Below are 12,417 nucleotides of genomic sequence, written 5' to 3'. Positions count from 1 at the left end.
CCATGGCGGACCTCACACTCCACGGCATCCGGGTCGAGGACACCTTCGCGGAGGCGTTCGACATGGCGGGCACGGCCCTCGTGCTCACCGCCGACACGCCCGAATGGGCGATGATCGCCGCCACCACCATGACGGGCTTCGCCACCTCGGTGATCGGCTGCGGGGCCGAGGCCGGGATCGACGCGGTGCTCGCCCCCGAGGCGACGCCCGACGGGCGGCCCGGCGTGCGGGTGCTGCTCTTCGGCTTCGACGCGGGGGGCCTGAAGAGCCAGCTCCTCAAGCGGGTCGGGCAATGCGTGCTGACCTCGCCGGGCAGCGCGGCCTATGCGGGGATCGCCTGGGACGATCCGCACCGGGGCAAGGCGATCAAGCTCGGCGGCGCGATCCAGATGTTCGGCGACGGCTTCTCGGTCGCCAAGCGCGTCGGCGGCCGGCGCTTCTGGCGCACGCCGGTGATGGACGGCGAGTTCCTCTGCGAGCACTCCGTCCCGACCATCGAGGGGGCGGTCGGCGGCGGCAACCTGCTGTTCCTCGGCCGCGCCCACGCGGACACGCTGAGGGTGGCGGAGATCGCGGTGGCGGCGGCGCGCGGCGTCCCGGACGTGATCCTGCCCTTCCCGGGCGGCATCGTGCGCTCGGGCTCCAAGGTCGGCGCGCGCACCAAGGGCATGATGGCCTCCACCAACGACGCCTATTGCCCGACCCTGAAGGGGCGCGCGGGCTCGGCCCTGCCGCCCGAGGTCAACGTGGTGCTGGAGATCGTGATCGACGGGCTCTCGGCGGGGGCGATCGCGCGCGCGATGCGGGCCGCGCTCCACGCGGCGACGGCGGCGGGCCGCGACCTCGGCCTCGTGGCGGTCACGGCGGGCAATTACGGCGGCAATCTCGGCCGCCACCACTTCCATCTCCGGGACCTTCTCGAGGCGGCGGCATGAGCGTCCTCACCCTCCGCCAGGCGCCGCCGGAGCGGCTCGACCTCTCGGGCCTCACGCCCGCCCGCCTCGCGGGCCTCGGCGAGGCCGAGGCGGCGCGGCTGCCGATCGGCACGAGCCGGCTCGGCCTCAGCCTCGGCGACTGCTTCGCGCTCGCCCTCGACGGGACCGACACGCTGCGGATCGTCGGCGGCTCGGAGCGGCTCGACCAGGTCGGCGCCGGCCTGAGCGCGGGCGCGATCGAGGTCGAGGGCGATGTCGGGCAGCGCCTCGGCGCCGGCATGACCGGCGGCGCGATCCGGGTCTCCGGTTCGGCGGGTCCCTTCGCCGGGACGGGCGCCAGGGGCGGCACGATCACGATCGCGGGCGACGCGGGCGAGAGCGCGGGCGGCGCCCTGCACGGGGCGATGGGCGGCCTCGACGGGGCGACCCTGGTGATCGGCGGCCGGGCGGGCGACCGCCTCGGCGACCGGATGCGGGCCGGGCTGATCGTGGCCGAGTCCGCCGGAGCGCTGGCGGGGTCGCGGATGATCGCCGGCACGATCGTGGCGGGCGCGATCGGCGACCATCCGGGCTACGGCATGCGCCGGGGCACGCTCCTGGTCGAGCGCCACGGCGCCCTGCTGCCGACCTTCGTCGACACGGGCGCCCAGGACCTCGTCTTCGTGCGGCTGCTCGCCCGGGCGCTGGAGCCGGTCTCGGCGCGCTTCGCGGCCCTCGCCCGCGCGCGGCTCGGGCGGCGCGCCGGGGACCTCGCGACGCTCGGCAAGGGCGAGTTGCTGACGCCGCTCGGGTGACGCGCGCCGGGCCCGCGCGGCGCTAAGGCGGCGCCGCCTCCCCGGCGCAATACGCCTCCAGCCCCTCGGCCAGCGCGTCGAAGGCGACGCGGTAGCGCCGGAGGGCGCGCAGATCCTCGTGCATGACCACGAAGGTCGGCAGATCCCAGCCGATCTCCGGCAGGACCGGGACGAGATCGGGCTCGCGGGCGGCGAGCCCCGCCTGGCAGACCCCGATGCCGAACCCGGCCCGGACCGCCGCGAGCTGCGCGAGCGCGCTGTCGCTGCGCCACGCGAACCGGCTCCGGTCGAGGGGCATTCCCCCGATCCGGACGTCGCGCAGGAAGGCGGTCTCGGCGTCGAAGCCGATCAGGCTGTGGCCCGCGAGGGCGGCGACGGAGGCGGGCGCGCCCCGCCGTGCCAGGTAGCGGCGATGGGCGTGCAGGCCGAGGCGCACGGTCCCGACCTTCCGGGCGAGCAGCGCCCCCTGCGCCGGCGGGGTCATCCGCACGGCGATGTCGGCGTCGCGGCGCAGGAGATCCTGCACCCGGTCGGACAGGACGAGTTCGAGGATGAGCGCGGGGTGCGCCTCGTGCAGGCGGGCGAGGATCGGCGGCAGCACCGCCCCGCCCACCACCTCGGAGGCGGTGATCCGCACCGTCCCGGCCACCCCCTCCCCCGCCGCCGTCACGGTGCGCGCCAGGGCGGCCGCCGCGGCCCGCAGGGCCTGGGCGTGCGGGCGCAGGGCCAGCCCCGCCTCGGTCGGGAGCAGCCCCGCCGGCGAGCGGGTGAACAGCACCACGCCGAGCGCCGCCTCCAGGGCCGCGATCTGCCGGCCGACCGTCGGCTGCGTCAGGCCGAGCGCCCGGGCCGCGCCCGAGAGGGAGCCCTCCTCCAGCACCGCCAGCGCCGCGCGGCAATGGTCCCAGCTCGGCTCCGCCATACGATTTCGTATAGCGGCCCGCCGTCTTTCCGCAATTCCCGGATGCGTCCGGCTCTGCCATCGTGCCCCCGTCGGCGATGAGGAGCGGATGATGGGCGGGACGAGGGAAGCCCTGGTGCTGGGGGCGACCGGCGGCGTCGGCGGGGCGGTGGCGCGGCGGCTCCTGGCCGGCGGCTGGCGGGTGCGGGCCCTGCACCGGGATCCGGAGCGGGTGCGGCGCGCGGGCGACGGCCTCGCCTGGATCCCGGGCGATGCCCGCGACGCCGCGCGCGTGACCGAGGCGGCGCGCGGCACCGCCCTCGTCGTCCACGCGGTGAACCCGCCCGGCTACCGCGACTGGGACCGGCTCGTCCTGCCGATGCTGGAGGCGAGCCTCGCGGCCACCCGGGCGGCGGGCGCGCGCCTGCTGCTTCCGGGCAACGTCTACAATTACGGCCCCGACGCCTTCCCGCACCCGGACGAGGACGCGCCCCAGCACCCGCTCACCCGCAAGGGCGCGATCCGGGTCGCGATGGAGCGCCGGCTCGCCGAGGCGGCGGCGGCGGGGGTGCGCAGCCTCGTCGTGCGGGCGGGCGACGTGTTCGGCCCCGGCATGACCGGCAATTCCTGGTTCGCGCTGTTCGCGCAGCGGGACCGGCCGGTGCGGCGGCTGTGGTATCCCGGCCCGGGCGGCATCGGCCACCAATGGGCCTACCTGCCCGACCTCGCCGAGACCATGGTGCGGCTCGCCGAGCGGGAGGCGGACCTGCCCGCCTTCGCGCGCTTCCACACGCGGGGGCATTGGGACGCAGACGGCACCCGGATGGTGGCGGCGATCGCCCGCGCGCTCGGGCGCGAGCGGCTGCCGGTCCACCGGGTGCCCTGGGCGCTCACCCGTCCCGCCGCGCCCTTCGTGCCCTTCCTGCGGGAGGTGCGGGAGATGCTGTATCTCTGGAACGTGCCCCTGCGGCTCGACAATGCCCGCTTGGCGGCGGCGCTCGGGGCGGAGCCGCACACGCCGCTCGACCGGGCCGTGGCGGCGACGCTCGCGGATCTCGGCGCCGCGGGCGCCGGGCAGGGTCTGAAACCGACCCGTCCGCTCCCCGTCTCCCGGATGCCCTTGCGCTGAGGCTCCGCGCGTCCGGGACGGCGGGGACCCCGGACCCGTCCCTCAGTTCACGCTGGCCCGGTAGCAGCGGATCTCGGCCTCGGCCTGGGCGCGGCGCAGCTCCGCGACCTTGTCGTCGAACAGCTTGGTCGAGCGGAACTCGTTGGCGCGCTGGCCGATGCCCTGGCGCATCGACAGGATCGTCGAGGCCTGCACGTACTTGTCGTAGGGCAGGATGGCGGCGATCGCGTCGATCGAGCAGGCGCATTTCTGCAGCGCGTCGCGGGTCTGCCCGTTCGCCGCCATGCAGCCGAAGACGTAATCGGCCCGCGCCTCGGTCGGGTAATCGTTGTCGTCGGCCAGGGCCGGCACCAGCCCCGCCAGCAGGGCGCCCGCGCCGAGCGCCCCCTTAACCCACGCTCGGTTCATACGTCACCGTCTCCTGCAGGAGCTTGCCGCCCTCCGGGCCCGGCGCCTCGACGTCGATCGAGACGATCTCGCCCGGCACCGCGGGCGACAGCACGAACGTGTAGGTGAGGCTATCGAAGCCGCGCAGCTTGTCCTTCACGGGGTCGTTCACGAAGGGCCGCAGCACCACCCGCCAGCCGGGCCGCTTCTCGCCCCCGACCTCGACCTCGGTCGGGGTCGCCGGGCCGCCCTCGCGCATCGCCTTGCGCAGCCCGTTCTTCAGGTAGCGGGGATTGCCCTGCAGCGCCTTGGCGATGTCGAGGACGTGGTATTCGAGGAACTGCGCCAGGAGCGGGTTCCCGGTCATGTTCTCGTAATGGGCGGTCGGCAGCCGGCGCTCGCCCGTGAAGGCCTCGATGGTCAGGTTGCGGCTGTCGGGCCCCGACCCGGCCGCCACCGTCTCGACGATCCGGTCCTCGATCGGCGCGCCGAAGGGGCCGTCCTTGATGCCGCTGAAGCGGGTGTAGCGGTAGGTGATGCGGCTGCCCGCCGGCGCGGCGGCGAAGTGCTTGCCCTCGAACAGCAGGTCGACGGCGCTCGGCGCGGCCTCCCGCGCCGCCGCGGCCGCTGCGGGCGGCGGCGCCGGCTGCGCCAGCGCGGGCGTCGCGGCCAGGAGCAGGCCGCAGAGGAAAGCGGGTCTCACGCGGACACTCCCTCGGGTTGGGGCACGACGGGCGCGCCGCCGATCGTGCGGTACTGGTAGTCGGGCGCGGTCTCCAGGGCCGATTCGGCGACCGCGAGGGCCTGGACCTTGGCGTGGAGCGGCGAGAGCGAGCAGGCCGGGTCGGTCGCGGCGGCGTCGCCCGCCAGCGCCAGGGCCTGGCAGCGGCAGCCGCCCCAATCCTTCTCCCGCCGGTCGCAGGAGCGGCAGGGCTCCTTCATCCAGGACGTGCCCCGATAGGCCTGGAAGGCGGGGGAATTCGCCCAGATGTCGCCGAGCGCGCGCTCCTGCACGTTCCAGAATGCGAGGCCCGGGATCGTCTCGGCGGCGTGGCAGGGCAGCACCTTGCCGCTCGGCGTGACGTTCATCAGCCGCCGGCCCCAGCCGCCCGCGCAGGCCTTCGGGTACTTGGCGTAGTAGTCCGGCACCACGAGGTCGATCACGAGCCGGCCCTTGAGGCGCTCGCGCGCCTCCTCGACCACCCGGATCGAGCGGTCGACGTCGGGCTTGGCCGGCATCAGGGCGGCGCGGTTGACGTAGGCCCAGCCGTAATACTGGGTGTGGGCGACTTCGAGCCGCTTGGCGCCGAGCCTGACCGCGAGGTCGATCAGGGCCGGCACCTCGTCGATGTTGCCGCGGTGGATCACAGCGTTGAGCGTGAGCGGCAGGCCCAAGGCCACGACCCGCTCGGCGAAGGCGAATTTCTGCGGCTGGGCGTTCCGCAGCCCGCCGATCCGCTCCGCGTTGCCGGCCTCGGCGGCCTGGATCGAGAGCTGCACGTGGTCGAGGCCGGCCTCGGAGAGCGCGTCGAGCTTGGCGAGCGCGCCGCCCACCCCGGAGGTGATCAGGTTCGAGTAGAGGCCGAGATCGGCGCAGGCCCCGGTGATCTCGACGATGTCCTGCCGGGCGGTGGGCTCGCCGCCCGACAGGTGGACGTGCAGGACGCCGAGCGCCGCCGCCTCCCCCAGCACCCGCTGCCACGTCGCCGTGTCGAGCTCCGCCGAGCGCTTGTCGAGCTCGAGCGGGTTCGAGCAGTAGGGGCAGCGCAGCGGGCAGCGATGGGTGAGCTCCGCGAGGAGCCCGATCGGGGCCGGCAGGGTGGGGGTGACGGCGGTCATGGTCTCGTCCTCGGCCGCCCTCGGGCGGCGGGCTTTGGGCCGCCTCAGCGGCAGGCTTGGGGCCGCCTCAGCGGCGGGCTTGGGGCCGCCTCAGGCGGCGGGCTTGGCTTCCAGCACGCGCTTCTCCGCGAGGCCGTTGAGCATGGTGATGACGTCGGGCTCGATCACGCCGACCGGCGCGTCGTACTGCGCCGAGAGCGCCTCCGCGATGGCCCGGATGCTGCGCTCCCCGTCGACCAGCGACAGCACCGCCACGGCGTTCTGGTCGAGGTCGAAGGTGCGCTCGGGCGCGAGCAGCACGTGGGCGCCGCGCACGCCGTCGAAGCGCATCCGCACGCCGCGCGGCAGGCGCGGCACGTCGCCGGGGGTCAGGCTCACGCGCGCCCCTCCACCAGACCCTCGCCCGGGCGCCACGCGTCCGGCGGGATCATGCCCGGCGCCACGTAGGCGAAGTACAGGGCGTCGAGCTGCGACCACAGCACGTTGCACTTGAAGGTGAGCGCGTCGAGCGCCTGCCGCTGCAGGGCCGGCGTGGTCGCGTGCTCCTTGACGTAGGCCAGGGCGAAGTCGGCGTCGCGCGGCGCCTGGGTGAGGCGCTTGTCGAAATAGGCCAGCGTCTCCTTGGTGATGAAGTCGTAGTTCTTGAGCATGCCGGCGACGCGCTCGGAGATGATGGTCGGCGAGAACATCTCGGTGAGCGAGGAGGCGATCGCCTCCAGGAGCGAGCGCTCGGCCACGAAGTGGACGTAGGCCTCGACCGCGAAGCGGGTGGTCGGCAGGATGCCGCGCGTCGAGAGCACGTAGGCGCGGTCGAAGCCGACGCCCTCGGCGAGCTTCAGCCAGCGCTCGATGCCGCCGTCGCCCTCGTGGTCGCCGTCGTGGTCGACGATGCGCTGGCGCCAGATCCGACGGAGATTGGCGTCGGGCATCCGCGCCAGGATGGCGGAATCCTTCACCGGGATCATCGCCTGATAATAGTAGCGGTTGAGCGCCCAGGCCCGCACCTGATCCTTGTCGAGCTTCCCGTCGTGCAGGAGGCGGTGGAAGGGGTGCAGGTTGTGGTAGCGGCGGGCGCCGATGTCGCGCAGGGCCGCTTCGAGCGCGGCGGGCGAGAGCAGGCTCGCGTCGTTCGCGGCGGGCGCGGCCGGGAGGGTGAGGGACAGGGCTGCGGTCATGGCGTGATCGTGGGCCTTCGGTTGGTCGTTCGGGGCGCTGCTGGCTCCGTTCCTCCCGGAGCCGAGGTGGCGGCTCGGGCCGCTGCGGTCAAGGGTCGTGCCCTTCACATTCCTGGCAATCCGGCCTGCCTTCTGGGTGTCGGATCGGCTGATCCTCCGCGCCGGATCAGCGCTCGTCGCATCAGGAGGCGCCGGATTTCTTTGAGATGGATCAACAAGCCGTATCGATGCACATCTATGTCTGGGATGTACTTATGTTTGACTTAAAGATGACTTGGCCGGGACGGTGCGGAGGTGGTGGTCGGGAGGGATTTCCGACGATCGACCCGGCACGGTGCCATCGGGCGCTGCTCCCGGTCGTTGATCGTGCCGCATGTCCGACGCCGAATCGGCGCCCGCTTCAGCGGGACATGCGCTAGAGGGTCAGCGTCAGCCCGTCATGCGCCACCGTCCAGCCCTCGGCCTCGACGGCGCGGCGGGCCTCGGACTCCTCCACCAGGACCGGGTTGGTGTTGTTGATGTGCACGAAGATCCGTCGGCCGATCGGCACCTCGGCCAGGGCCGCGATCGCGCCCCCCTCCCCGGTCATCGGCACGTGGCCCATGCGCCAGCCGGTCTTGGTGCCGACCCCGGCCCGGATCATGTCGTCGTCGAGGTAGACCGTGCCGTCGAAGAGCAGGACGTCCACGCCCGACAGGCGCCGCCGCAGGTCGTCGGTGACGCGGGCGCAGCCCGGCACGTAGGCGAGCCGCTTGCCCCCCGCCTCGATCAGGGCGCCGACCGTGGTCTCGGTCTCCTGGCCGATCTCGGGCGTGCCCTCCTCCAGCCAGAGCGGCACCTTGCCGGGCACGGCGAAGAGCGTGACCGCGAGGCCCGGCACCGGCGCGAAGGACTCGTCCAGCGCCACCTCGCGCCGCGCCACGTGCTCGGGCGCCAGCACGTCGAAGACGCGGTTCGCCGAGACCGAATCGAGGATGTTGCGGGTGGCGTGGAGCCGGAAGGGCTGGCTCTCGCGCAGGGTCAGCAGCCCCGCCACGTGGTCCACGTCGCCGTTGGTCAGCAGCACCGCCGCGATCGGCGAGTGCCGCAGGCCGCGGGCCGGGTGCAGGGCGGGCGTCGCGAAGAGCTGCTGGCGGATGTCCGGCGAGGCGTTCACCAGGAGCCACGTCTCCCCGTCCGGGGAGACCGCGAGGCTCGACTGGGTGCGGGGCTTGACCCGGGCATCGCCCGCCCAGGCCATCGTGCAGTGGGGGCAGCGGCAGTTCCACTGCGGAACCCCGCCACCGGCCGCAGAACCGAGGATGATCGCCTGCATGATCCTCTCACGTCGGCGCGCAGACACCCTCCGGGCCGAGAGACCGCCTCAGTTGAAGGGATCGATCTCGGCCGATTCGTAGCTGGTGACTTCCATGCCGACGCAGATCTCGGCGACGACCGGCAGAGCCCACTTCATGGTGCGTTTCCTCTCGATGATCGGTGATGGTCAAGGCCCCCGGCGGCGGGACCGCCGGAGGCGGAGTCCGAGCCCTCAGTTGAAGGGATCGATCTCGGCCGACTCGTAGCTGGTGACTTCCATGCCGACGCAGACTTCGGCGACAACCGGCAGAGCCCACTTCATGATGCGTCTCCTGAGACTTCCCGGATCCTCATAAGAGGATCCTAAGATGTTGAGATGACAGTGTTTTCTGTCACGCGGGATATATCGGCAATCCCGACCGGGAGCGCAAGAGGTATTTTTCCGGTCCACCGCCCCCAAAGGGCTGGGTGCTCTCAAACCGGTCTTATTGTGCCGGTCCCGCGAGGGTTTAGCGGAGACCCCTCGTGCCCTAAAAAATTTCGTGAGCGGCAAACCGAAGGTTACTGGCGGAAGCTCGGCTCGTGCAGGTCGAGCATGAAGCCCTTGCCCCGCACGGTCACGATGGCGGGGCCCCCGGCCCGGGCGACGTCGCCGAGCTTGGTGCGCAGGTACCCGACATAGACGTCCACCACGTTGAGGGAGAGGCCGCCCTGGTTGGCCCAGAGCCGGTCGAAGATGTCGCCCCGGGTCACCGGCCGGTTGGCGTGCTCCATCAGCACGGTGAGGAGTTCGGCCTCGCGCTGGGTGAGGCGCGCGGTGGTCTCGCCGAAGCGGACCTGGCGGGTGGCGAGGTCGAGGGAGAGGCGCCCGGCGCTGAGCAGGGTGCGCGGCTCGCCCGCCGCGCGGCGGCGCTGCAGGTGGGTGCGCAGGCGCGCGAGCAATTCGTCGAAGGCGAAGGGCTTGACGATGTAGTCGTCGGCCCCGACCGCGAGGCCGTCGACGCGGTCGCTGACCTCGTCCTTGGCGCTGAGGAACAGGATCGCCCCCGGATAGCCGCCCTCGCGCAGGGAGCGGCAGACCTCGTGGCCCGAGCCGTCCGGCAGCATGATGTCGAGGAGCACCGCCTCGGGCACCCGCTCGCGGGCGGCGGCCAGGGCCTCGTCGACGCTGCCGGCGAGGTTGACCGAGAAGCCCTCCGCGCTGAGGCCGCGGGCGAGCATCCCGCGGATGTCGCCGTCGTCCTCCACCACCAGCACGCTCGTCATCGGGGCCCCATCCTCGCGGCGCGGGCCGGATCCCGGCGCCCGCTCACGCCGCGTCCTCCCTGGCATCGGCGGGCAGCACCAGGGTGACCCGTGCGCCGCGCGCCTCGTCCCCGCCCGAACCGAGGCGGATCACGCCATCATGGCGTTCGACGACCCAGCGCGCCAGGGCCAATCCGATGCCGAACCCCTGCGCGGGCGAGGAGTTCCCGCCGCGGCGGAAGCGCTCGAACAGGGTCTCGGCCTCGGCGGGGAAGCCCGGCCCGTCATCCGCCACCGTCACCTCGGCCCCGTCGCGGCGCGCCCGCAGCACGACCCAGACCCGGGTCGCCCCGGCGGCGTGGCGCAGGGCGTTGTCGATCAGGCCCTCGACGATCTGGCGCAGCCACTCGGGGTCGGCCTGGATCTCCACGTCGGTCTCGCTCGGCTCGAAGGCGAGGGCGATGCGGCGGCGCCGGGCCTCCGAGGCGCAGTTCTCCACCGCCTCGGTGAGGACGGCGGCGAGGCTGACGGGCTTGCGCTCCAGCTCGATCTGGCCGGATTCCGAGCGGGCGATCCGCAGCATGTCGCCGACGCGGCGGTGCAGGCGCAGCGCCCGCTTGCGGATCGTCGCGATCACCGGGCGGAAGGCCTCGGGCGTGTCGGGCGAGCGGGCGGCGAGGTCGCATTCCCCCAGGATGACCGTGAGGGGCGTGCGCAGCTCGTGGCTGACATCGGCGAAGAAGCGGCGGCGGGAGCGGTCGATCTCCTCCAGGCGGGTGTTGGCGGCGCGCAGCTCCGCGGTGGCCTGCGCGACCGTCTCCTCGAGAGCGGCGCGGGCGGCGGCGACGCGGCTCTCGCGGCGCTTGAGCCGGGCCGCCATGCGGTTGAAGCTCGCGACCAGCAGGCCGAGCTCGTCGTGGGCCGCGACGGGCAGGCGGGTGTCGAGCTCGCCCCGGCCGATGGCGGCGGCGCCGGCCCGGATGTCGTCGATGCGCCGCAGGAGCGGCCGCGTCAGGGTGCGGTGGACGAGGAGCAGCACCACCACGGCGAGCCCCGCCACCGCGAGGGCGAGGGCGCGCAGCCGCACCGCGAGGGCGCGCACCTCGCCCGCCGCGCTCTCGACGCCGCGGCGCTCGGCCTCGACCAGGAAGGTGAGCGGCGGGCCGGTCACCGCCCCGAAGGCGTTGAGGGCGCCGCGGATCGCGTCCGAGCGCTTCACCGGGTCGGGCTCGCGCTGGATCTGGGCCACCTGCCGGTCGAGCATGACGCGGGCGGCGCGCAGCCGCGCCAGGGGCCGCGAGCGGGCCGCGTACTGGGTGCGGTCCACGATGGCGTCGCTGCGAGCGATGGCCCGGTTGAGGCCCTCGTCGACGGCGTTGAGGGCCCGGTCGACCTCGTCGCGGGCCGTGGCGAGGCGCTCCGGCCGGCTCGGCGTCTCGCCCACCGCCTCGACCGCGGCGAGGCCGTACTCGGTGAGGCGCCCGGAGAGCTCGGCGATGAGTTCGAGCCGCACCTGGGCCTCCAGGGTGCTGTCGAGGGTGCGCTCGGCCGCCGCGAGCGACCAGAACAGCCCGCCCGCGGCCAGCAGCACCAGCGCCGCCGCGCTCCCGACCAGCAACCCGAACCGCACCCGCAACGAGCCCATGCCGCACCTCCCCGCCCGCCGAACCTCCCCGCCCGCCGAGTGTGCCATAGATGCCGGCGCCCGGCGCCGGGGCGAGGGCCCGCGCCGGTTGCCCCGCGGTTGCCCCGACGCCACTCTCGCGCCGATACCGCCGGAGGCATGATGATGACAGGACGTTTCTGGGCCGCAGCGCTCGCCCTCGCGCTCGCGGCCCCGGCCCGCGCCGAGGACACCTCCCTGTGGAGGCTCTACGAGCAGACCCTCAAGCGCGCCAAGTACATCGACCTCACCCACGCGTTCGCGCCGACCCAGCCGGTCTGGCCGGGCTTCGCCGCCGCGACCGTCCGGGCCGCGCGGGCGGGGCGGACCATCGAGGGCTTCGTCGAGAAGGGCGAGGCCTTCACCTACGCCCGGCACGGCTTCGTGGTGACGGCCTACGACCTTCCCACCGACCAGTACGGCACCCAGCTCGACCCGCCGGCCCACTGGAACCCCCTCGGCGCCACGATCAGCGACCTGCCGGCCACCTACGCGCTGCGCCCCCTGGTGGTGATCGACATCTCCCCGCAGGTCGCCCGGGACGAGGGCTACCACCTGCAGGTCGCCGACATCGCCGCCTGGGAGGCGCGGCACGGCCGCATCCCCGAGGGCGCCGTGGTGATGGTCCGCTCCGACTGGTCGAAGCGCTGGGCCGAGACCGAGCGCTTCCGCGCCAAGCCCTTCCCGGGCGTGAGCCTCGCGGCGCTGCAGGTCCTGCACCTGGAGCGCCGGATCCTGTTCCACGGCCACGAGCCCCTCGACACCGACACGACGCCGAACCTGGAGGGCGAGGCGTGGCTGATGCACCACAACTTCGCCCAGGCCGAGGGGGTGGCGAATCTCGACAAGGTGCCGGAGGCGGGCGCGCTCGTCGCCATCGGCTTCGCCAAGCCGCTCGGCGGCACCGGGGGCTTCGCCCGCTACGTGGCGATCGCCCCGCCCGGCTGGCCCGAGGGGGTCAGCGTCGAGGAGGCGCCGGGCGCGCCGCTGCCGACCCAGCCCGCCCCGCTCGTGCGCGGGCCGGACGGGGTGATGCGCCCGACTCCGCCGTGA

General features: G+C 73.8%; 15 protein-coding genes. 4 read left to right on the top strand and 11 right to left on the bottom strand.

The features are described 5' to 3' along the window. Positions 1 to 2: 2 nt before the first annotated feature. Positions 3 to 935, top strand: a complete 933-nt coding sequence (fhcD, locus tag M446_RS27875) for a formylmethanofuran--tetrahydromethanopterin N-formyltransferase (protein WP_012335440.1) — start codon at positions 3 to 5, stop codon at positions 933 to 935. Beyond that, positions 932 to 1,729 carry a formylmethanofuran dehydrogenase subunit C gene (locus tag M446_RS27870; protein ID WP_012335439.1) on the top strand — a complete coding sequence of 266 codons (798 nt, stop codon included), beginning with the start codon at positions 932 to 934 and terminating at the stop codon, positions 1,727 to 1,729. Before fhcD ends, M446_RS27870 begins: the two co-directional genes overlap by 4 nt. A 22-nt stretch (positions 1,730 to 1,751) precedes the next feature. Here M446_RS27870 and M446_RS27865 read toward each other — a convergent pair whose 3' ends face one another. Then, complete coding sequence (locus tag M446_RS27865) at positions 1,752 to 2,651, bottom strand: LysR family transcriptional regulator (RefSeq protein ID WP_012335438.1); 900 nt, start codon at positions 2,649 to 2,651, stop codon at positions 1,752 to 1,754. A gap of 91 nt (positions 2,652 to 2,742) precedes the next feature. On the opposite strand from M446_RS27865, the gene M446_RS27860 reads away from it, so the two are divergent. Beyond that, positions 2,743 to 3,759, top strand: coding sequence for an NAD-dependent epimerase/dehydratase family protein (locus tag M446_RS27860; RefSeq protein WP_012335437.1), 1,017 nt, complete (start codon positions 2,743 to 2,745; stop codon positions 3,757 to 3,759). A 42-nt stretch (positions 3,760 to 3,801) separates the two neighbouring features. Here the strand turns inward: M446_RS27860 and M446_RS27855 are convergent, their stop codons facing one another. The 10 genes from M446_RS27855 to M446_RS27810 form a co-directional block, all read right to left on the bottom strand. Further along, positions 3,802 to 4,167, bottom strand: a complete 366-nt coding sequence (locus tag M446_RS27855; protein WP_012335436.1) for a hypothetical protein — start codon at positions 4,165 to 4,167, stop codon at positions 3,802 to 3,804. Next, positions 4,148 to 4,849, bottom strand: a complete 702-nt coding sequence (locus M446_RS27850; RefSeq protein ID WP_012335435.1) for a hypothetical protein — start codon at positions 4,847 to 4,849, stop codon at positions 4,148 to 4,150. The genes M446_RS27855 and M446_RS27850 overlap by 20 nt, the downstream gene beginning before the upstream one ends. Next, positions 4,846 to 5,985: a pyrroloquinoline quinone biosynthesis protein PqqE gene (gene pqqE / locus M446_RS27845; RefSeq protein ID WP_012335434.1), complete on the bottom strand. Its 1,140-nt coding sequence runs from the start codon at positions 5,983 to 5,985 to the stop codon at positions 4,846 to 4,848. The genes M446_RS27850 and pqqE overlap by 4 nt, the downstream gene beginning before the upstream one ends. 90 nt (positions 5,986 to 6,075) lie before the next feature. Continuing rightward, a complete protein-coding gene (pqqD, locus tag M446_RS27840) occupies positions 6,076 to 6,363 on the bottom strand; it encodes a pyrroloquinoline quinone biosynthesis peptide chaperone PqqD (protein WP_012335433.1) in 288 nt (95 codons plus the stop codon). Beyond that, positions 6,360 to 7,160: a pyrroloquinoline-quinone synthase PqqC gene (gene pqqC / locus M446_RS27835; protein ID WP_050777521.1), complete on the bottom strand. Its 801-nt coding sequence runs from the start codon at positions 7,158 to 7,160 to the stop codon at positions 6,360 to 6,362. The genes pqqD and pqqC overlap by 4 nt, the downstream gene beginning before the upstream one ends. A gap of 415 nt (positions 7,161 to 7,575) precedes the next feature. Then, positions 7,576 to 8,475: a pyrroloquinoline quinone biosynthesis protein PqqB gene (gene pqqB / locus M446_RS27830; protein WP_012335431.1), complete on the bottom strand. Its 900-nt coding sequence runs from the start codon at positions 8,473 to 8,475 to the stop codon at positions 7,576 to 7,578. Positions 8,476 to 8,523: 48 nt separating this feature from the next. Then, positions 8,524 to 8,613, bottom strand: a complete 90-nt coding sequence (gene pqqA, locus M446_RS27825; RefSeq protein WP_012335430.1) for a pyrroloquinoline quinone precursor peptide PqqA — start codon at positions 8,611 to 8,613, stop codon at positions 8,524 to 8,526. 75 nt (positions 8,614 to 8,688) lie between these two features. Further along, positions 8,689 to 8,778 carry a pyrroloquinoline quinone precursor peptide PqqA gene (gene pqqA / locus M446_RS27820; protein WP_012335429.1) on the bottom strand — a complete coding sequence of 30 codons (90 nt, stop codon included), beginning with the start codon at positions 8,776 to 8,778 and terminating at the stop codon, positions 8,689 to 8,691. A gap of 239 nt (positions 8,779 to 9,017) precedes the next feature. Further along, positions 9,018 to 9,722 (bottom strand): response regulator transcription factor, encoded by a 705-nt coding sequence (locus M446_RS27815; RefSeq protein ID WP_012335428.1) that lies wholly within the window; start codon positions 9,720 to 9,722, stop codon positions 9,018 to 9,020. A gap of 43 nt (positions 9,723 to 9,765) precedes the next feature. Further along, a complete protein-coding gene (locus M446_RS27810) occupies positions 9,766 to 11,346 on the bottom strand; it encodes a sensor histidine kinase (RefSeq protein ID WP_012335427.1) in 1,581 nt (526 codons plus the stop codon). Between the two features lie 138 nt (positions 11,347 to 11,484). Between M446_RS27810 and M446_RS27805 the strand changes: the two genes are divergently transcribed. Beyond that, positions 11,485 to 12,417, top strand: coding sequence for a cyclase family protein (locus M446_RS27805; RefSeq protein ID WP_012335426.1), 933 nt, complete (start codon positions 11,485 to 11,487; stop codon positions 12,415 to 12,417).

This window comes from Methylobacterium sp. 4-46 (genome assembly GCF_000019365.1).
In the GTDB taxonomy this organism is placed as follows: Bacteria; Pseudomonadota; Alphaproteobacteria; order Rhizobiales; family Beijerinckiaceae; genus Methylobacterium.
Note: the sequence above shows the minus strand (reverse complement) of the source record. Positions and strands in the feature narration are given on the sequence as shown.